This is a genomic window from Burkholderia sp. AU4i, from assembly GCF_000466765.1.
GTDB classification, from domain to species: Bacteria; Pseudomonadota; Gammaproteobacteria; order Burkholderiales; family Burkholderiaceae; genus Burkholderia; species Burkholderia cepacia.
In genome coordinates, this window is record NZ_ASSI01000198.1 from 12,769 (window position 1) to 32,934 (window position 20,166).

A 20,166-nucleotide genomic window follows, 5' to 3' on the forward strand; every position below is an offset into this window, starting at 1 on the left:
CGGTTACGCGCGGCGCACGATGCGACGTGCGTCGGGCCGCACCCCTGCGTCACGGGCGTGACGCTTCCCCTTCCAGCCGCCGCACGGCTTCCGCCACTTCATTCCTGAACCGCACGAGCGCCGCCTGCTCCGGCGCCGGCGGCTGCACGGCGGCCCACAGCATGTCGACGAGCTGCGTGGCCGTCGTTTCCGTGTCGAGCTTGCGGTGCCCGAGGATCGCATCCCACAGCACGTGCTCGATCGGCCCGAACACCATCGAGCGCAGCAGGCTCAGCGGCAGGTCGGTACGCACTTGCCCGGCCGCCTGGCCGCGCGCGAGCACGTCCATCAGCGGCGCGGTGTAGCGGCGCTGCAGCGCGGTGAGCTCGTCGCTCAGCGCATGCTGCTTCGCGCGGCCTTCCGACAGCACCAGCGCGCACAGGCCCGTGCCGTTCACCAGCATCAGCCGCAGGTGGGTGCGCACGATGAACGCGAACTGCTGCCGCACCGACGCTTCCTGCGGCATCCCCTGCTCGAATGCGGCGATGTTTTCGTCGTACCAATCCGCGATGACGCGCGCGCACAGCTCGCGCTTGCCGCGGAAGTAGCTGAACACCGTCGCCTCCGATACGCCGACGCGCTGCGCGATCTCGGCGGCCGTCGCATGCTCGTAACCCTTTTCGGCGAACACTTCCCGACCGGCGCGCAGGATGTCCTGCACGCGTTGCTGGGATTTGCGCCCGGCGGGCGCGCGCGACGTGTCGGCGCGGTCGGCTTTGACGGTGGCGGTCATGGTGTCGGCGGTAGCGGCTGTCATCTCGGCATGATATCTGAGTGTCACTCAAAAAACTATTGACGCCGAACCCGACGAGGCGCGAAACTGTGCAAAATTTACGCTGTATTGGTCAATGAATCGGTGCATTCATTCGATTTGAGCGAAACTCAGAAATCGGTGGGTGCCACACACTTTCTGGAGACGGAGGAGACATGATCAACCTGCCCGGTGTGCAATTCATGCTCGGTGAAGACATCGAGATGCTGCGCGACGCCGTCGCGACGTTCGCGGCGAAGGAAATCACGCCGCGCGCGGCGGAGGTCGACCGCACCGACCAGTTTCCGATGGATCTGTGGAAGAAGTTCGGCGATCTCGGCGTGCTGGGCATGACGGTGGCCGAGGAATACGGCGGCGCGAACATGGGCTATACCGCGCACATGGTCGCGATGGAGGAGATCTCGCGCGCCTCGGCGTCGATCGGCCTGTCGTACGGCGCGCACTCGAACCTGTGCGTGAACCAGATCCACCGCAACGGCACCGAGGCTCAAAAGCAGAAATACCTGCCGAAGCTCGTGTCGGGCGAACACATCGGCGCACTCGCGATGAGCGAGCCGAATGCCGGCTCGGACGTCGTCAGCATGAAGCTGCGCGCGGACAAGCGTGGCGATCGCTACGTGCTGAACGGCACGAAGATGTGGATCACCAACGGGCCCGATTGCGACACGCTGGTGGTCTACGCGAAGACCGACCTCGAAGCCGGCCCGCGCGGCATCACCGCGTTCATCGTCGAGAAGGGGATGAAGGGCTTCTCGGTCGCGCAGAAGCTCGACAAGCTCGGCATGCGCGGCTCGCACACGGGCGAGCTGGTGTTCCAGGACGTCGAAGTGCCGGAGGAAAACATCCTCGGCCAGCTCAACGGCGGCGTGAAGGTGCTGATGAGCGGCCTCGATTACGAGCGCGCCGTGCTGTCGGGCGGCCCGACGGGCATCATGGCCGCGTGTCTCGACGCGGTCGTGCCGTACATCCACGACCGCAAGCAGTTCGGCCAGGCGATCGGCGAATTCCAGCTGATCCAGGGCAAGGTCGCCGACATGTACACCACGTTCCAGGCATGCCGCGCGTATCTGTACGCGGTCGGCCGCCACCTCGATTCGGCCGGCAGCGACCACATCCGCCAGGTGCGCAAGGACTGCGCGGGCGTGATCCTCTATACGGCCGAGAAGGCGACGTGGATGGCCGGCGAGGCGATCCAGATCCTCGGCGGCAACGGCTACATCAACGAATACCCGGTCGGCCGCCTGTGGCGCGATGCGAAGCTGTACGAGATCGGCGCCGGCACGAGCGAGATCCGCCGGATGCTGATCGGCCGCGAGCTGTTCGCGGAAACGATGTAACGCCCCACGTCACGCGAACGGAGCCCCGTCGATGCCGATCATCGAATCGAAACTGAACCCGCGCTCGGAAGACTTCCGTGCGAATGCCGCCGCGCTCGAGGCGGTCGTCGCCGACTTGCGCGCGAAGATCGAACAGCTCGCGCAGGGCGGCGGCCAGGCCGCGCGCGACAAGCACCTGGCGCGCGGCAAGCTGCTGCCGCGCGACCGCATCGCGCAACTGCTCGATCCGGGCGCGCCGTTCCTCGAGTTCTCGCAGCTCGCGGCGAACGGCATGTACAACGACGACGCACCGGGCGCGGGCGTCATCACCGGGATCGGCCGGATCGCCGGCCGCGAATGCGTGATCGTGTGCAACGACGCGACGGTCAAGGGCGGCACCTATTACCCGGTCACCGTGAAGAAGCACGTGCGCGCGCAGGAGATCGCCGCGGAAAACCGGCTGCCGTGCGTGTACCTCGTCGATTCGGGCGGCGCGAACCTGCCGAACCAGGACGACGTGTTTCCCGATCGCGACCACTTCGGCCGCATCTTCTTCAACCAGGCGACGATGTCGGCCGCGGGGATCGCGCAGATCGCCGTCGTGATGGGCTCGTGCACGGCGGGCGGCGCGTACGTGCCGGCGATGAGCGACGAGTCGATCATCGTGAAGGAGCAGGGCACGATTTTCCTGGGCGGCCCGCCGCTCGTGAAGGCCGCGACCGGCGAGGAAGTGAGCGCCGAGGATCTCGGCGGCGGCGACGTGCATACGCGCCTGTCGGGCGTGGCCGACCATCTCGCGCAGAACGACGCGCATGCGCTGTCGATCGCGCGCAACATCGTCAGTCACCTCGCGCCGAAGATCGCGCCGCCGGTCGCGCTGCGCGAGCCGAAGCCGCCGCGCTACGACGCGAAGAGCCTGTACGGCGTGATTCCGGTCGATACGCGCAAGCCGTTCGACGTGCGCGAGGTGATCGCGCGCATCGTCGACGATTCGGAGTTCGACGAATTCAAGGCGCGCTACGGCACGACGCTCGTTACCGGTTTCGCGCACATCTGGGGCCACCCGGTCGGGATCGTCGCGAACAACGGCATCCTGTTCTCCGAATCGGCCGTGAAGGGCGCGCATTTCATCGAGCTGTGCTGCCAGCGCAAGATCCCGCTCGTGTTCCTGCAGAACATCACGGGCTTCATGGTCGGCCGCAAGTACGAGAACGAAGGCATCGCGCGGCACGGCGCGAAGATGGTGACGGCCGTGTCGAATGCGAAGGTGCCGAAGTTCACGGTGATCATCGGCGGCTCGTTCGGCGCCGGCAACTACGGGATGTGCGGCCGTGCGTTCGGCCCGCGCTTCCTGTGGATGTGGCCGAACGCGCGGATCTCGGTGATGGGCGGCGAGCAGGCCGCGTCGGTGCTCGCGACGGTGCGCCGCGACGGCATCGAGGCGAAGGGCGGTTCGTGGTCCGCCGAGGAAGAGGACGCGTTCAAGCAGCCGATCCGCGACCAGTACGAGCGCCAGGGCCATCCGTATTACGCGAGCGCGCGGCTGTGGGACGACGGCGTGATCGACCCGGCGCAGACGCGCGACGTGCTCGGGCTCGGCCTTGCCGCATCGATGAACGCGCCGATCGAAGACACGCGCTTCGGCGTGTTCCGCATGTAACGGCCGGGAGGGCTGACCGATGCGATACGAAACGATCAAGGTAAGCGAAGCCGGCCGCGTGGCGACCGTCACGCTCGCGCGCCCCGACGTGCGCAACGCGTTCAACGAGACGACGATCGCCGAGCTGACCACCGCGTTCGAATGGCTCGACGCGCATGAAGGCGTGCGCGCGATCGTGCTCGCCGCGGAAGGCGCGGCGTTCTGCGCGGGCGCGGACCTGAACTGGATGAAGAAGATGGCCGGTTACTCGGACGACGAGAACCGCGCCGATGCGCGCAAGCTCGCGCGCATGCTCGAGGCGATCCATCGCTGCGGCAAGCCGGTGATCGCCCGCGTGCATGGCGATGCCTACGCGGGCGGCGTGGGCCTGGTGGCCGCGGCCGACATCGCGATTGCCGCCGACGGCGTGAAGTTCTGCCTGTCGGAAGCGCGGCTCGGGCTGATCCCCGCGACGATCGCGCCGTACGTGGTGCGCGCGATGGGCGAGCGCGCGGCGCGCCGTTATTTCACGACGGCCGAGGTGTTCGACAGCACGCGCGCGGCGTCGCTCGGCTTCATTCACGAAGCGGTGCCGGCCGATGCGCTCGACGAAACCGTCGCGAAGCTGGCCGCGACGCTCGTCGCGAACGGCCCCGACGCGGTGCGCGCATGCAAGCGGCTCGTCGCCGACGTGGCCGGCCGCGCGCTCGACGCGACGCTGATCGAGCAGACCGCCGACTGGATCGCGCGAACCCGGGCTGGCGCGGAAGCGCGCGAAGGGATCGCGTCCTTTCTCGAGAAACGCACGCCTTCGTGGCGTGAATGACGGCGTGCCCCTAACTTTCCGGACGACACCGAAGCCATGTTCGACAAGATTCTGATCGCCAACCGCGGCGAAATCGCGTGCCGCGTCGCCGCGACGTGCAAACGTCTCGGGATCGCGAGCGTCGCCGTCTATTCCGACGCGGACGCGAACGCGAAACACGTGGCCGCGTGCGACGAAGCCGTGCACATCGGCGGCTCGGCCGCCGCGGACAGCTATCTGCGCATCGAGCGCATCATCGAAGCCGCGCGCGCAACCGGCGCGCAGGCGATCCATCCCGGCTACGGATTCCTGTCGGAGAACGAAGATTTTGCGCATGCGTGCGAAGCGGCCGGCATCGTCTTCATCGGGCCGCCGGTCGACGCGATCGCGGCGATGGGCTCGAAGGCCGCCGCGAAGGCGCTGATGCACGCGGCCGCCGTGCCGCTCGTGCCCGGTTATCACGGCGACGACCAGGACGCGGCCAACCTGCATCGCGAAGCCGACGCGATCGGCTACCCGGTGCTGTTGAAGGCGAGCGCGGGCGGCGGCGGCAAGGGGATGCGCGTGGTCGAGCGCTCCGACGATTTCCCCGCGGCGCTCGCGTCGTGCCAGCGCGAAGCCGCGAGCAGCTTCGGCAACGACCGCGTGCTGATCGAGAAATACCTGACGCGCCCGCGTCACGTCGAGGTGCAGGTGTTCGGCGACACGCACGGCAATACCGTGTACCTGTTCGACCGCGACTGCTCGGTGCAGCGCCGTCACCAGAAGGTGCTCGAGGAAGCGCCGGCGCCGGGCCTGCACGACGACGTGCGCGAGGCGATGGGCGAAGCGGCCGTCGCGGCCGCGCGCGCGGTCGGTTATGTCGGCGCGGGCACCGTCGAATTCATCATGACGGGCGACGCGTTCTACTTCATGGAAATGAACACGCGCCTGCAGGTCGAGCATCCGGTCACCGAGATGGTCACCGGGCTCGATCTCGTCGAATGGCAACTGCGTGTCGCATCCGGCGAGCCGCTGCCGCTGCAGCAGGACGAACTGCGCGTGCAGGGTCACGCGCTCGAGGCGCGCCTTTATGCGGAGAACCCGGCGCGCGGTTTCCTGCCGTCCACGGGCACGCTGAAGCACCTGCGGCTGCCGGCAGGCGTCGAGTTCGCGATCGGCGCATCGGTGCGCGTCGACAGCGGCGTGCGCGAAGGCGATGCGATCACGCCGTTCTACGATCCGATGATCGCGAAGCTGATCGTCCACGGCGCGGACCGCGCGGAAGCACTGGGCCTGATGCTGCGCGCGCTGCGTGCATGCGAAGTGGTCGGCCTGCACACGAATGCCGCGTTCCTGCAGCGGATCGTCGCGTGCGAGCCGTTCGCGACGGCCGATCTCGACACGGGCCTGATCGAGCGCAATCACGATGCGCTGTTCGCGCCGCAAGAGCCGCCGCGCGCGATGCTCGCGCTCGCATGCGCGGCGCTGCTCGCGCGCGAACGCGGCGCGGCCGCGCAGGGTTCGTCGCCGTGGGGCGCGCTGCCGGACTGGCGGCTGAACGGCGGCTATCGCCGCACGCTCGACTGGCATGCGGCCGAGCGCGAAGCGGACGTGACGGTCACGTACGAGGACGACGGCGCTGTCGCGCGCCTCGCGACCGGCGGCGCGGCCGCGCAACCGTTCACGTGGACGCGTGGCGCCACGCCGCTCGATTTCGACGCGACGCTCGGCGGCGTGCGCAGCAGCGGCCGCGTGTATGCGGACGGCGACACCTTCCACGTGTTCTCGCAAGGTGCGGCCGAGACGTTCGAATGGCGCAACCTGCTCGCGCATGCGGGCGATGCGGAGCAGGGCGGCGGCCGCCTGACCGCGCCGATGCCCGGCAAGGTGATCGCGGTGCTGGTCGAGCCGGGCCAGAAGGTCGAGGCGGGCACGCCGCTCATCGTGATGGAAGCGATGAAGATGGAGCACACGATCGGCGCGCCGAGCGCGGGCGTCGTCGCGGAAGTGCTGTACGGCGTCGGCGACCAGGTTTCGGATGGCGCGCAGTTGCTGATGATGGCGGAAGGCTGAGCGGCGCCGGTTTCGCGATATGCGGGCCGGCTGCCGCGGCTGCCGGCCCGTAAGACAGGCGTCGTGGTGCGTTGCTCGACCGACACCGCGCCAGGTTCGCTTCGATCGCTTCGGCAAAAACGCAGCAATGCGAATCTTTCGATTGCATTACGTCAACCTCTCGTAATCCTCTCCGCCGCGACAGGTGCGCCCCTTGCGTGCACGCGGCGCGCCTCCTTGCACGACACCGTCGTGTAACACGTGATAATTAGCATCTCGCCGTCGACACGACCGGTGCGCACCCGCGCCTGTGTCAAGTCATCACATCCACGGAGAGACGTTATGCGAAAGTCGGCCCTACGGCCTTTCGCGGTCGTTGGCCTGATCGCGCTGACCGCACTCCTCGGTGCCTGCAACGACGACCTGACCGCACCCGCCGCACCTGTGGCGCAGCAGAAGGCCGCATGCGGCGGCGGCGTGGTCGCCACCGCGCAGATGCACTGCCCGCCCGGTTTCACCGCGCCTGCTTCCTCGCCCGCTTCCTGATCCCGGCCGTTTCCACCAGAAATCCAATCAAGAGCAACCAGCATGGCCACCCATTCGCGACGCGATTTTCTGAAGTTCTCCGCCGGCCTCGCCGGCGCGACCGCCGCCACCGCACTGCTTCCCGAATCGATCCGCAAGGCGCTGGCGATCGAGCCGAATACCGTGACGGGCACGATCCAGGATGTGCAGCACATCGTCGTGTTCATGCAGGAAAACCGCTCGTTCGACCACTACCTCGGTCACCTGAGCGGCGTGCGCGGCTACAACGACCGCTTCCCGGTCACGCTGCCGAACGGCAAGCCGGTGTGGTTCCAGCCGCGGCAGGAGGACAAGACGAGCGTGATCGCGCCGTTCCGCTACGACACGACCAACCCGGGCGTCAACGCGCAGTGCATCGGCGGCCTGCCGCATACGTGGGCGACGACGCACGGCGCGATCGACAACGGCCGTGCCGACCAGTGGGCGGTGCAGAAGTCCAACATGACGATGGGCTACCACGTCCGCGACGACATCCCGTTCCATTACGCGCTCGCGGATGCGTTCACCGTGTGCGACAACTACTTCTGCTCGATCCCGGGCAACACGCACCCGAACCGCATGTACCTGATGACGGGCATGGTCGACCCGCTCGGCACGGGCGGCGGCCCGCTGCTCGACAACACCGACTACATCGACAACCAGTTCGACAAGATCCAGTTGCCGCCCTTCAGCTGGACGACTTATCCGGAGCGCCTCGAGAAAGCGGGCATCTCGTGGCAGGTCTACCAGCAGGGCACCGGGTTCGACAACTTTACCGGCAACTACGGCACGAACATGCTCGCGTGCTTCAACAACTTCGTGAATGCGCCGGCCGGTTCGTCGCTGCAGACGCGCGGAATGAGCACGCGCCCGATCACGCAACTGAAGGCCGACGTGCAGGCGAACGCGCTGCCGCAGGTATCGTGGCTGCTGCCGCCCGCCGCGTATTCGGAGCATCCGAAGTTCACGCCGCTTTACGGCGCGTATTACCTGTCGACGATTCTCGATGCGCTGACGTCGAATCCGGACGTGTGGAGCAAGACCGTCCTGCTCGTCATGTACGACGAGAACGACGGCTTCTTCGATCACGTCGTGCCGCCGTCGGCACCGACGCTGCCGGGCTCCGGCATGAGCACCGTGGACGTGTCGCTCGAGCGGCACAACGTCGTGACCTCGACGCAGACGGGTACGTACACGGCGGACAACCTGCCATACGGCCTCGGCCCACGCGTGCCGATGTTCGTGGTCTCGCCGTGGTCGAAGGGCGGCTTCGTGTGCTCGCAGGTCTTCGATCACACGTCGGTGCTGCAATTCATCGAGAAGCGCTTCGGCGTGATGGAAACGAACATCTCGCCGTGGCGCCGCGCGATCTGCGGCGACCTGACGTCCGCGCTCGACTTCTCGAAATCGGATGCGACGCTGCCGACCCTGCCGAGCACGCAGGCGTATGTCGCGCAGGCGGACCTGCAGTGTTCGCGCGCGTCGTCGCAGACCGCACCGGCCAGCACCGCGCAGCAGGTCGTGACGGCACAGGAGCCCGGCACGCGGCCGGCGCGTGCGCTGCCGTACGAATTGCACGTGACCGGCCAGCTCCAGGCGCAAGGCTATGCGCTGACGTTCGCGAACACCGGCACGCAGGGCGCGCATTTCTGGGTTTATACGGGCGACCCCACCGCGATGCCGCGCCGCTACACGGTCGAAGCGGGCAAGCAGCTGACCGACACGTGGGCGCTCGATGCGAACGGCAACTACCTGGTGAGCGTGTGGGGGCCGAACGGCTATTTCCGGCGCTTCGCCGGATCGGCCGCCGCGGATGCCGGCGCGAAGCCTGAAATCACGCCGTGTTACGACACGGCCAACGGCGACGTGTACGTGACGATCGCCAACGCGGGCACCGGCACGCTCACGGTCACGGCGACCGATGTCGCGTACGGCGGCGCACCGCGCACGTTGACGGTTCCGGCCGGGCAGCGCGTCGAAGCGCACTGGGATCTGTCGTGCAGCAGCCACTGGTACGACCTGCAGTTCGCGGTGGCCGGGAACGCCGGCTGGACGCGCCGCATCGCGGGGCACGTCGAAACCGGCAAGGCCAGCATCACCGACCCGGCCGCCGTGGCGCCGACGACCTCGGCGATCTGACGGCAATCCATGCGTGCCGGCTCCGCGCCGGCACGCGACGAGCGCATGTCAGAAACGAAAAAGGCGCCGCGCGGCGCCTTTTTCAGTCGGGTACACGAAATCAGATCGGGCGAAAAACTGCGTATTGATCGCCGTCGAGTTTTTCCAGGTACCGGGAATCATGGAGCGTCAGGTTGACCGGCTGGAGCAATTTCTCGTCGGCGGCCTCGCGTTCGTTGCTGGCGCGCGTATTGAACAGGCTCGACGCATTGGCGGAGTTCACGAGAGAATCGAGGCGCGGTGCGTTCCAGTCGAGGTGCCCCCTGAGCAGGTAGAAGTGCATGATCCCGCATTGCTGATGGGCCCAGAAGTCATGCCACATGAATGAATCGGGCCGCCACACGGAGTTGTGGCTCTCGAAGTACGATGCGCTGCTCATCGGCATGCACTCGGGGGTCGAGATGATGATGTATCGCGATCGATAGTTGAGAAACTCCAGTAGATCGCGACCGTGGGAGTGGCGCATGTGCTCGATGACATCGCCCAGGATGATCGTGTCGTACGAGTCGCCGGACCGTTCGTACAGCGTGTCGCTGACGCCGGAAATGATGTCGTCGTAGCCGTTCTCGATCAGGAACGGATGGGTCTCCTCGTCACATTCCAGCGCCGTGATACGGCAATCCGGCACGACCTTCCTGAGCAGGCGCCCGTATTTCCCGCCCCCGGCCCCGATATCCAGAATCTTGCCCGGGTTGATCGACTTGACCAGATACTGCGTGAGTTGATCGAAGGTTGGCCACGAATACCCGATCTGCTCCACTTTGACCTCCCGTCAAGGCTGGTTTGTAAAATTGATCGTAGCGATGTCGCAGTGTTGCTGCGAAGCCGTTTTCTGCCCACCCTGGATGCCGATACCGCCCGGCAACCCGGTGGCGCGGCGGGTCGCACGAGTATCGCACAGCCGTCTCGCGGATCTGCGTGTGCCGGCCGGGCGCTGACCATCCCTGACAGTATGCGGCGGGCACTCCGCTAGAATGCCGGGTGGCCGGCGGCGTGCGCCGCTTGACGCGGGCGGCGCTTCGCGCGCTACACTGCATCCATTCCATCCCCATCCAACTTCCCATCCCGCCGACGATGACATCCCCTGTCCTGAACGGCCTGCGCATCGGTATCACGATCGGACTGCGTGCCCCTGACGAAAGCATGTGGATCAACGGCATCAAGCAGAACGCGCTGTTTCTCGCGAAGCTGCTGATGGCGTCGCCGCATGGCTACCGCGTGACGCTGGTCAACACCACCGACGTACCGCTCACCGATGCATTGCCGTGGGATCGCAGCGTGTACGACACGCGCGCATTCGCCGAGATGAAGGATGCGCTCGACGTGGTGATCGAGCTCGGCGGGCAGATCGACGGCGAGCAGACGGCCTACCTGAAGGCGCGCGGCGCGAAACTCGTCAGTTACTGCTGCGGCGTCGAGTACGTCAACGCGATGGAATCGATTCTGTTCGGCCGCCGGCTGTGGGATTCGCTGTTCATCAACCGCGGCTACGACGAGGTGTGGGCGATTCCGCAGATCGCACCGTCGTCGCTGCCGTTCCTGCAGTCGCTGCGCCGCTGCCCCGGGCGCGTCGTGCCGTTCGTGTGGGACCCGATGTTCCTGAGCGCGCGCGCGCAGTCGTTGCCGGAGCGCGGCGAATACCGGCCGCGCAGCGAGCCGGGCAAGCGGCTGACGGTGATGGAGCCGAACCACGACGTCGTGAAGTTCTGCGTGTATCCAATGCTGATCATCGACGAAGCGTATCGCCGCGATCCGGATGCGATCTGCTTCACGCACGTGACGAACGCCGATCGCCTCGCGCACGACAGCCCCGAGTTCGTGATGCTGATGAACTACCTGGACATCGTGCGCGCGGGCAAGGCGAGTTTCGTCGGGCGCTTCGATACGCCGCTGTTCCTGGCCGACCTGACCGATATCGTCGTGTCGCACCAATGGTCGAACCCGCTCAACTATTTCTATTTCGACGTGTGCTGGCAGGGCTATCCGCTCGTGCACAACGCGAGTCTCGCGCCCGAACTCGGCTACTACTATCCGGACAACGACGTGCAGCAGGGCGCCGATGCGCTGTTGCGCGCGCTGCATACGCACGATGACGACTGGGAAGCGTACACGCGGCGCCAGCGCGACATCCTGAGCCGCTATACGTCGGCGAATCCCGCGCTCATCGCCGAATACGACGCCCTGCTCGCGAACCTGGTCGGCGCATCGGCCGCATAAGGCCCGGTTTTTCTCGCGGCGCACACGTTGCGCCGCGGCCCGCCATCGGGATTGTCCCGCCCTAATGTCTGACGAAATAATGCCGTTAAAAAAGAAACCGCCGAACCCGATCGGTTCGACGGTTTTTGAAGGCACGAATTTGACGGCTCCGAGGGAAGTCCGTCGGAAATCATTTTATAGGTTAACAAGAATTCAAGATTGTTAAAAATGGTTTGATCGATAATCGTCATATGATTTAAATTGATATTATCGATTAACGGTGGCTTGATTCAGGTTGGAAATTTAATAATCCGTTTGAAACGGGAAAATTGAGCGCTGCGATGATCGAATGACGTGCGGCAGCCGATTTGCGGCGACGCGCAAGCCGGGCCGCCAGCCTTCACGGCGAGTCCGGCAGCGGGCGAGGGCGCTGCCTCGCGGGCCGGTATTGATCTGATTAATTGAAGATTTTCGAATTTGCGAGGCATGCAGATTACGCGGGAATTGATTCGGACAAGAATGTTTAGGTGCCTGGAATAAACAATATCCGAATCGTGTTTATGTAATTTGCGTTAGTGTGACCTGTCGCACAATCAGTGTTGCGCATGCGTGGTGTATTCCAGTAACTGAATATCGTTGAAAATATCGAATTTGACGGCGCGCCGAAGCGAAAAGTACGCTCCCCGGAAAAGATCGACATAACAGGATGGGCCGGGTAGGCGGCGGAGCACGTCATGATCGGTTTGCTCCGCATGTTTGTTGAGGTCGAGCCGCGATCGGCGGCTCGCCATTTGCCGGAGCGCCGGATGAATGCGGTCGAAGCTCGCCAGGAGGCGAATCGGGAAGCGAATCGTGACGAAATCGATCTCGTGTTCGGCGCCCCCGACGATCATCCCGACCTCGCGTCGGTACGCAGTTTCGTGGAGAGCCGGCTCGCGTTCGCGCAAGAGCCCGTGTGCCGGGCCGACCTGTCGGGCGGTGTGCTGTACCAGGAATGCCTGGCGCGATTGCGGTGGGGCGAGCGCGATGCGCTGCCGCCGGTCGCGTTCCTGCCGCGCCTCGAGGCGCTCGGGCTGATGCGATGGTTCGACCGGCTCGTGGTCGGCCGGACGATCGACGCGCTGCGCGCCGATCCGGCTGCCGTCTACGGCTGCAATGTGGCGGCGGCGAGCGCGGTCGTCGACGATGCGTGGCTGGCCATCTTCAGGCGGCTCGAGCGCGAGCCGTCGGTCGCGGCGCGGCTGGTGGTCGAGATCACGGAGACGGGGCCGCTGAATCCCGTCGCGGGTCGTTCGTTCGTGAACCGCTTCCGGCAGACCGGATGCCGCATCGCGATCGACGATTTCGGGGTGGGTTTCAGCGCGTTGAACAACCTGGTGGTCGGCAATCCCGACATCGTGAAGCTCGACCGGTCGATCCTGTCGATGATCAAGCGCAACGCGATCGGCCGCTACCAGTTCCGCAGGCTGATCGCGTTCGCGCATGAAGGTGCGCGGCACGTCGTCGTCGAAGGCGTGGAGAGCGAGATCGACCGGCAGATCATCGTGGATGCCGGCGTCGCCTGGGCGCAGGGCATCCGTTTTTCATGGCGGTCGCCGGCCGCCGCGTGACGGCGCGGAAACAGGCGGGGTGGCGTGCACGACGCACGCCGGTGTCGGGCGTGGCCGGCGCGTGGCCGGGACGAATCGCAAAGGGGCATGGGCATGGCGGGGACGAAGGCCGGAAGCGGAACGGGCACGCAGGCAGCCGGTGCGCGCGAACTCGTCGCGATCGCCGAGCTGGCCGACATGCTGTGGCAGCTGGGCGCCGAATCGACCGAAGTGCCGATCGACGTCGCGCCGTATCTCGACGGACTGAAAACCATTGCGCGCCGCATCCAGCGGATGACGCCGCTCGACGCCGGCGGCCGCGAACTGGCCGCGCGGCACTATTACGCGGGTGTCATCGCGGGCGCGTGCGGCGACGATTCGGCGATCGCGCGTGGTGTGTCCGACAGCCTCGTCAAGTTATCCGGCGGCATCAGCCGGCCGGCGGCGCGTTGCTTTGCCGTGCTCGCGCGAACGGGCCGGCGGCATGGCCGTGTGTTCGCCGCGCAGAGCGGCGACCGGGTGCCGGTCTAGCGCCTGTTCACTGCGGTCGCGGTCGCGGGCGCCGGCGCGGCGCGATGTGCGCGGCCCGTGTCGATCTCATCTTTTCGTGTAGCGGCCCGATCGCGCGCCAAACCGGTCAATCCTTCCCGAATCCGCCGAGCACGAATGCCATCGCGCGGTCGACCGCGTCGTCCCATCGGCCGACGTGCGCGGCGCGCACGATCCGGACGCCCGGATAGAGAGCGGTGCGCGAGCCGGTTTCCCAGCGCGCGTCGGCTTTCGGGCTGAGCAGCAGCACGGCCGGCACGCCGAGCGCGCCGGCGAGATGGACGTGCGCGGTGCAGGTGGTCACCACGGCGTCCAGCGCGAGCATCAGCGCCGCCAGGTCGCTGAAATCGCCGATCGCGTGATGCGGGAAGGTCACCGGCAGGTCCGATTGCTCGGACTGCGCGGACAGGTCGCGGTTGATGCAGTACGCGGCGTGACCGTGCAGCCGCGTCAGCGGCGCGAGGTCGCGCAGGCTGGCCGCGCGATGGAAGCGCGCGTCGCTGTCGTCGCGCCCGCGCCAGTTGAGCCCGATGCGGCGCGTGCCGGCGGCATGACCGTCGCGCGACACGCGCTCGCGCCACGCGGCCGCCTGCCCGGGCGGGCAGGACAGGTACGCGCCCGCCGATCCTTTGGGTGCCGGCGCGTAGCCGAACTGCGCGGCGAGCACCAGGAACGAACACCAGTAATCGTGTGCGATCTGCGACGTGTCGATCCACGCGCCGTGCGCGCCGATGAATTCGATGTGCGGGAACGTGTGACGCATCAGGCCCGTCAGCGCGTCCGGAACGACGACGGTCACGCTCGTGCAGCCGAGCGTGTCGAGCGCATGCAGGTAGCGCGCGTACTGGAGCTGATCGCCGACACCGCCATAGCTGAGCACCAGCAGTCGCTTGCCCTGCAGCGGCTGGCCCTGGTAGAGCCGCTCCGTCGGCAGCCCGAACTGCGCGGCCGTCAGGATGTTTTCGCTCGCGATGGTGGCGCGGGCCGCTTCGTCGCGCCGGCCGGCACGCAGCAGCAGCATCGAACGCATCAGCTCGAGGCGGCCGCGCGTCGCGTCGGGCAGCGCGTCCGCATCGCTGAAGCGTTCGAGCGCCGCGAGCCCGGCGTCGGGTGCCCCGGCGAAGCCGTAGCACGACGCGAGTTGCAGCGCGATCGCGTCGTCGTCGAGCCCGCGGCCGCGCGCGCGTTGCCAGCGGTCGATCGCGTGCCCCCACTCGCAGCGCGACTCATGGTCGAGTGCGCGGTTCCAGTGCGTTTCAGGCGCGTCGATGTCGACGGCTGCGTCGGGGGGCGCATCGACGTCGGCCGGCGACGCGACGGCGATCGGCTCGATCGAGATGACCAGCCGCTGCCTGTCCCAGCGCGCGTTGGGCACGCAAAGCAGGTTCAGCGGGTCCATCCGGTAGAACGTGTAGTCGAGGCCGGCAAAGGTGGCGATGATCGGCGCCTCGCCGACTTTCCAGTATTCGACCCAGCACCAGGGCAGGTGCGTCTCGATAAGGCGGCGCGCGCCGCGCAGCGCGTCGATCTCCATGCCTTCGACGTCGAGCTTCAGGAAATCCAGCCGCGGCAAGCCGAGCGCGTCGAGCCTGACGACCGGCGTCGGCGTGCCGCCTTCCGCGTGCGCGCCGACGAGCGACACCTGGCCGAAGTCGGCATCCTGTCCGTAGTCGACGTCGGGCACCTTCATCGTGCCGTTGGCGCCCGCAAGCCCCATGTTCAGCAGATGGACGTTGTCGAGCTGGTTGAGCGCGATAGTGCCGCCGAGCGCATGGAACAGCGTGCGCTGCGGCTCGAACGCGTACACGCGGCCGCCGCGCGCACGCAACCGATGGGCGATCGGCACGCACACGAGCCCCGCATTCGCGCCGCCGTCCACGGCGATCGCATCGTCCGGCAACTGGTCGATCACCTTCAGGATCGTGTCGAGCTCATCCTGGATGTGCGGCCGCCCGGTCTTGATCAATGCTTCGGCCTGGTACGCGCAGTGCCGGTTGATGACGAACGGACCGTGAATCGAATCGATCACGACGAAATTGCGGACGGTCTGATTCATGGGCGGGAGCAGGGGCAAGTAAGGTCAGCCGAGTGCGCGGCCGGCGAACAACTGCTGGATCTGCGCGGAATACGCGTGGACGTTGTGCGCGGCGAGCGTGTCGACCTGATGCAGGCAGCGGCGTGCCGCGGCCGCGTATTCGTCGAGCCGTGCGTCGTGCGTCTGCGCGGCGGTCGCGATCGCACGCGCCGCATCGAAGATCTCGAAGTCCGGATAGTAATAACCGACGTCGCGCAGGAACGGCGAGTTGTGCACGAGCGGGTAGTTGCCGTACAGCGCGTCGTACAGCAGGTAGTTGAGGCCGTTTTCCCAGTGGTGGGACACGACGATGTCGGTGTGATGCGCGGCCCATGCGACGAACGGCGCGCGCACGTCGGCGGTCGCCTTGCCGTCGCGCACCATCTCGAGCCCGAGCGCGAGATGCTTGAAGGCGACGTTTTCCTTCTTGTCGAACGTGTTGGTCATGTACACGTGCTCGACGAGCTCCGGATGCTCGACGTAACACGCGTTGGCGGCGAGCATCGGCACGATCGAGCTTTTCACGACGTTCAGGTTCGGCTCGAAGAACGCGATGCGTTTCGCGGGGCCGTGGTTCCGATAACCGAAGCGCGCCTTCAGTTCGGGATCGGCGTCGAGGCTGCGCTCGATGAAATACGGCGACCAGATGTGCGGCAGCTCGATCACCGGCGCGCGGTACACGGCCTGGAAATACGCGGCGCACGTGTGCATGTGCTGCGGGTTGGTCCAGATCTCGTCGAACTGCACGCGGTGCGGGTTCGGCCGCCACTGGTTCTTCTCGAAGTTGATCGTCTCGACCGCGATCACGTAGTCGTTGCCGAAGCGGTACGACACGCACTTGCCGCCGCGCCGGCGCACGGCGTCGGTGTGCGTCGAATCGATGAACGCGTTCATCTCGATCAGCAGGTCGGTCTGGTGGACGACGGCAGACAGCGGCCGCAGCGCGTCGCCGAACGCGTCCATCATCAGCGCCTGCGGATACTCGGTCACGCCTTCGTCGTGCGTGAGCCAGACCTCGCCGATCAGCGGCGACTGCTTCAGCAGCATGTACAGGTACACGCAGTGCTGGTTCGCGCCGTTGTACCAGATCGACTGCGTCGCGTCGCGCTGCACGTTCATCGTTATCGCGACATTGAGTTTCATGACGGCTCCGTGGTGCGGGCGTTGCGCGGGTTACGGCGTGTAGTTTTGCGACGAGCGCGGCACATAGCCGGTCAGGCGCCAGTGGCCGTCATCCTCGCGGCGAAAACTCAGCTTCTCGAACATGGTCGCGCCGCTCGTCAGCGTGGTCGCGTAATCGACGTTCGCGTAGAGCCCGTCGGGTGTCGTCGACGCGTTGGTGTAGCGGATGCGCGTGATCTGCGCCCAGCCGCGATGACGGACCGCGCCGACCGACTGGCGCGCACGCTGCATGTCCGACGCGAACTGGTCCTGCTTGATGCGCGCCTTCACGAACGCGGCGGCATCGGTCCACACGTCGTTGTACTGGCCGGCGTCGAGCTGCTTGAACACGGCGTCCGAGTCGCGGAGCAGCGCGTCGGCCGATTCGCCGTCGGCTTGCGCATGCGCGCCGATCGCGATCGATGCGACGGCGCAGCCGATCAGCCATTTGGCGCGGGTGAGGGTCGTGCGTGCGGTCATGTCGGAGTCCGGAAGAGGGCGGCGCGTCACGCGTCGCGATAGAGGGTGGCGATCGCGTCCGTATAGGCGGCGACGTTCTCGGGGTTGTAGATGCTCACGGAGCTGAGCACGTGCTTCGACTGCTCGCGGTACGCTTCCAGGTTCGCGTCGTGCTCGGCGAACGCCTTCAACAATGCGCGGCCGCCGGCCTGACAGTCGAAGTCCGGATAGAAATACCCGGCCTTGCCGAGGAACGGCGAGTTGTGGATCAGCGGGTAGTCGCCGTACAACAGCTCGTAGTACAGGTAGTTCTGCGCGTTTTCCCACGTGTGCGACACCACCGCGTCGCCGAACGCGGCCATGAACTCGTACACCGCGTAGCGGCTCTCGAACGTCGTGATCCCGTGGTTCACGATGTCGAGGCTTTTCGCGAAATGGACGAACGTCGCATGTTCCTTCAGGTGCAGCGTGTTGCATACGCGCACGAACTCGAGGAAATCGGGTTGCGCGCGATACGCTTCCTCGGCCACGAGCATCGGGATGACGCTCGTCTTCACCATGCAAATGTTCGGCTCGAACATCGTCACGCGCCAGCGCGGCTTGCCGGGTTCATAGCCGAACGACAGTCCGGCACCGAGCGTCGCGCGCGCCTTGTCGAACAGCATCGGGTGCCAGATGTGCGGAACGATCGTGACGGGCGCGCGCAGGCCCGTCTGGTAATAGTGCAGGCACGAGCGCTCGAATTCGGGAATCGTCCACACGGCGTCGTACGGCGCGCCCGAGAACAGGAAACCCGACGGCTTGTTGAACATCGCGCGTTCGATGTCGATCACGTAGTCGTTACCGACCCGCATCGTGACGACCTTGCCGCCGCGCTCGCGGAACGCGCGCAGGTAATCCGCGCCGAACTGCGCGCTCATTTCGATCAGCACGTCGCAGCGCTGCAGTGCTTCATCCATCGACAGGAGCGGCACGTCCCATTCACCGAGCATCATCTGCGGATCGGCGACCTGTTCGCCGCCGTTCACCATCACGGCTTCCGCGACGAGCGGCGACTGGCGCAGCAGCAGGATCAGCAGCAGGCAGTTCTGGAAGATGCCGTTTTCCCACAGCGACTGGCCGGCGCCGCGCACGAACAGCGACACGCCGACGACGAGACGCTTGCCCTCGCCGGGCGCTTGACGGGCATTGGAGTCCGACATGCGTATTCTCCGGTTCAGGCGACCAGACGCGAGACGAACGCGTCGAGGTTCGCGGGGTTGTCGATCGAGACCGACTGCAGCAGCCGGCCGGCCTTCGCGCGGTAGTCGTCGAGGCGTTCGTCGTGATGCAGCCACGCGTCGAGCAGCGCGCGGCCGCCCGCGGCGGAATCGAAGTCCGGGTAGTAATAACCGGCGTCGCCGATCAGCGTCGAGTTGTGGACCAGCGGATAACCGCCGTACAGCACGTCGTAATACAGATAGTTCTGCCCGTTTTCCCAGTGGTGCGACACGACCGCATCCGCGTGACGCGCCATGAAGCCCGGCAGGTCGAGGCGCGGCTCGAAGGTCGCCTTGTGCTGGCGCACGAGATCGAGGCTGTTCGCGAAGTGCACGAAGGTCGGATGCTCCTTCATGTGCAACGAGTTCACGACGAACATGTGCTGAACCGCGTCCGGACGCGCACGGTAGAACGCGTCGCACGCGAGCATCGGATAGTGGCAGGACTTGGCGACCGAGATGTTCGGCTCGAGCATCGCGAGGTACCACGGGCGGCGGCCGGGCCGATAGCCGAACGTCGCGCCTTCCGCGGCGAGCGCGGCGATGCGCCGATCGAGGAAGTACGGCGACCAGATGTGCGGCATCAGGTGGACGGGCGCGCGCAGGATGGTCCGCAGCATCGGCGCCGCGGTCTTGTCGTATTGCGGCAGCAGCCAGACCTCGTCGAACGGCGCGCCGTTGAAGACGTGTCCCGACGGTTTCCCGAAGATCGGGGTTTCGCACAGGCCGGCGTACACGTGCCCGCAGAAGAACGCGGCGATTTTCTTGCCGAGCGCCTTCATGTGCCGGAGCCACTCCACCGGCAATTGCGCGCCCATTTCGATCACGACGTCGAGTTCGTGCGTGACGTCGGAGGGTTTCACGAGCGGGATGTCGAGGCCGTCGAGTTCGAGGCCGGCCGGCAGCGCGTTGGCGTCGCCGCCGTTCAGGAAGTAGACCGGGCCGACGCGATCCGAGCGCTTGAGCATCATCGCGAGGAACGCGATGTTCTGGTGGATGCCGTTTTCCCAGATCGCCTGGCCGTCGCGCGCAAACAGCGAGATGCCGACCGCCGGCCGTTGCTTGCGGGTGCCGCCCGAGGCGGCTTCATTGATGTCCGTCACCGGTTGGTTTCCTCTGCGGCGTCGTGCGTCCGGGCATCGCGTCGAGCGTCTGGCCTGGAAGCGGCGCGCCGTGGATTGTCATGGTTGCATTTGCGCCGGTGCGCCGCGGCGGGCGAATCGGGCGACCTGGTTCGCGAGGGCGGCAGCCGGTTTCCGGCGTGTCATCGGGCACGCCTGGCACGGCGCGTGATTCGGACAGGTTGCCCCGGCGACTGTCTGCGGCGATTGTGGCACGGAAACCGCCGTTTTTGGCGGGACGTGACGAACTTTGACATAGCCGCCGGTCCATGCGAACCGGGCGCCGGCGAAGCGGCGCCCGGGGCGTCCGGCGGGGGGGCGGGTGCGGGCCGGCGCGGCACTGACGGACGGCCGGATCGGGGCGCCGCGCGCGGCGGCGGCCCGCTCAGTGCTGCAGGCGGATTTCGACGC

17 protein-coding genes are annotated in these 20,166 nt (G+C 66.4%); 9 read left to right on the plus strand and 8 right to left on the minus strand.

Annotation, left to right across the window (positions count from 1 at the left end):
• Positions 1-49: 49 nt before the first annotated feature.
• Entirely contained in the window at positions 50-796 is a 747-nt protein-coding gene (locus L810_RS35560; RefSeq protein WP_021163016.1) for a TetR/AcrR family transcriptional regulator, read from the minus strand.
• 170 nt (positions 797-966) lie between these two features.
• Here L810_RS35560 and L810_RS35565 point away from each other — a divergent pair, with 170 nt between their 5' ends.
• From L810_RS35565 to L810_RS35590, 6 genes are all read left to right on the plus strand, one after another.
• Complete coding sequence (locus tag L810_RS35565) at positions 967-2,148, plus strand: isovaleryl-CoA dehydrogenase (RefSeq protein WP_021163017.1); 1,182 nt, start codon at positions 967-969, stop codon at positions 2,146-2,148.
• Positions 2,149-2,179: 31 nt separating this feature from the next.
• Positions 2,180-3,787, plus strand: coding sequence for a carboxyl transferase domain-containing protein (locus L810_RS35570; protein WP_021163018.1), 1,608 nt, complete (start codon positions 2,180-2,182; stop codon positions 3,785-3,787).
• A gap of 19 nt (positions 3,788-3,806) precedes the next feature.
• Complete coding sequence (locus L810_RS35575) at positions 3,807-4,592, plus strand: enoyl-CoA hydratase/isomerase family protein (protein WP_021163019.1); 786 nt, start codon at positions 3,807-3,809, stop codon at positions 4,590-4,592.
• A gap of 36 nt (positions 4,593-4,628) precedes the next feature.
• The gene (locus L810_RS35580) at positions 4,629-6,626 is read left to right on the plus strand and encodes an acetyl/propionyl/methylcrotonyl-CoA carboxylase subunit alpha (protein WP_021163020.1); all 1,998 of its coding nucleotides are present in this window, start codon (positions 4,629-4,631) and stop codon (positions 6,624-6,626) included.
• A 321-nt stretch (positions 6,627-6,947) separates the two neighbouring features.
• Positions 6,948-7,151: a hypothetical protein gene (locus L810_RS35585; protein WP_021163021.1), complete on the plus strand. Its 204-nt coding sequence runs from the start codon at positions 6,948-6,950 to the stop codon at positions 7,149-7,151.
• A 42-nt stretch (positions 7,152-7,193) separates the two neighbouring features.
• Positions 7,194-9,308: a phosphocholine-specific phospholipase C gene (locus L810_RS35590; RefSeq protein WP_021163022.1), complete on the plus strand. Its 2,115-nt coding sequence runs from the start codon at positions 7,194-7,196 to the stop codon at positions 9,306-9,308.
• 100 nt (positions 9,309-9,408) lie between these two features.
• Here the strand turns inward: L810_RS35590 and L810_RS35595 are convergent, their stop codons facing one another.
• Entirely contained in the window at positions 9,409-10,107 is a 699-nt protein-coding gene (locus tag L810_RS35595) for a methyltransferase domain-containing protein (protein WP_021163023.1), read from the minus strand.
• A gap of 314 nt (positions 10,108-10,421) precedes the next feature.
• Between L810_RS35595 and L810_RS35600 the strand changes: the two genes are divergently transcribed.
• Positions 10,422-11,564 (plus strand): DUF2827 domain-containing protein, encoded by a 1,143-nt coding sequence (locus L810_RS35600; RefSeq protein ID WP_042977538.1) that lies wholly within the window; start codon positions 10,422-10,424, stop codon positions 11,562-11,564.
• 572 nt (positions 11,565-12,136) lie between these two features.
• Here L810_RS35600 and L810_RS48185 read toward each other — a convergent pair.
• On the minus strand, positions 12,137-12,436 hold the full coding sequence (locus L810_RS48185; protein ID WP_162175308.1) for a hypothetical protein: 300 nt from the start codon (positions 12,434-12,436) through the stop codon (positions 12,137-12,139).
• On the opposite strand from L810_RS48185, the gene L810_RS35610 reads away from it, so the two are divergent.
• On the plus strand, positions 12,350-13,153 hold the full coding sequence (locus L810_RS35610; protein ID WP_027790583.1) for an EAL domain-containing protein: 804 nt from the start codon (positions 12,350-12,352) through the stop codon (positions 13,151-13,153). The two genes, L810_RS48185 and L810_RS35610, sit on opposite strands and share 87 nt — an antisense overlap.
• An 87-nt stretch (positions 13,154-13,240) precedes the next feature.
• Positions 13,241-13,663, plus strand: a complete 423-nt coding sequence (locus L810_RS35615; protein ID WP_021163027.1) for a hypothetical protein — start codon at positions 13,241-13,243, stop codon at positions 13,661-13,663.
• Between the two features lie 106 nt (positions 13,664-13,769).
• Here L810_RS35615 and L810_RS35620 read toward each other — a convergent pair whose 3' ends face one another.
• Genes L810_RS35620 through L810_RS35640 form a run of 5 tightly spaced genes read right to left on the minus strand, consistent with a single transcriptional unit; the run spans position 13,770 to position 19,737 of the window.
• A complete protein-coding gene (locus L810_RS35620; protein WP_021163028.1) occupies positions 13,770-15,737 on the minus strand; it encodes an FkbM family methyltransferase in 1,968 nt (655 codons plus the stop codon).
• A gap of 24 nt (positions 15,738-15,761) precedes the next feature.
• Positions 15,762-16,898, minus strand: a complete 1,137-nt coding sequence (locus L810_RS35625) for a DUF2827 family protein (protein ID WP_021163029.1) — start codon at positions 16,896-16,898, stop codon at positions 15,762-15,764.
• 30 nt (positions 16,899-16,928) lie between these two features.
• Positions 16,929-17,396, minus strand: a complete 468-nt coding sequence (locus L810_RS35630; protein ID WP_021163030.1) for a DUF4019 domain-containing protein — start codon at positions 17,394-17,396, stop codon at positions 16,929-16,931.
• Between the two features lie 26 nt (positions 17,397-17,422).
• On the minus strand, positions 17,423-18,577 hold the full coding sequence (locus tag L810_RS35635; RefSeq protein ID WP_021163031.1) for a DUF2827 domain-containing protein: 1,155 nt from the start codon (positions 18,575-18,577) through the stop codon (positions 17,423-17,425).
• Positions 18,578-18,591: 14 nt separating this feature from the next.
• Positions 18,592-19,737 carry a DUF2827 domain-containing protein gene (locus L810_RS35640; RefSeq protein WP_021163032.1) on the minus strand — a complete coding sequence of 382 codons (1,146 nt, stop codon included), beginning with the start codon at positions 19,735-19,737 and terminating at the stop codon, positions 18,592-18,594.
• Between the last annotated feature and the right edge of the window lie 429 nt (positions 19,738-20,166).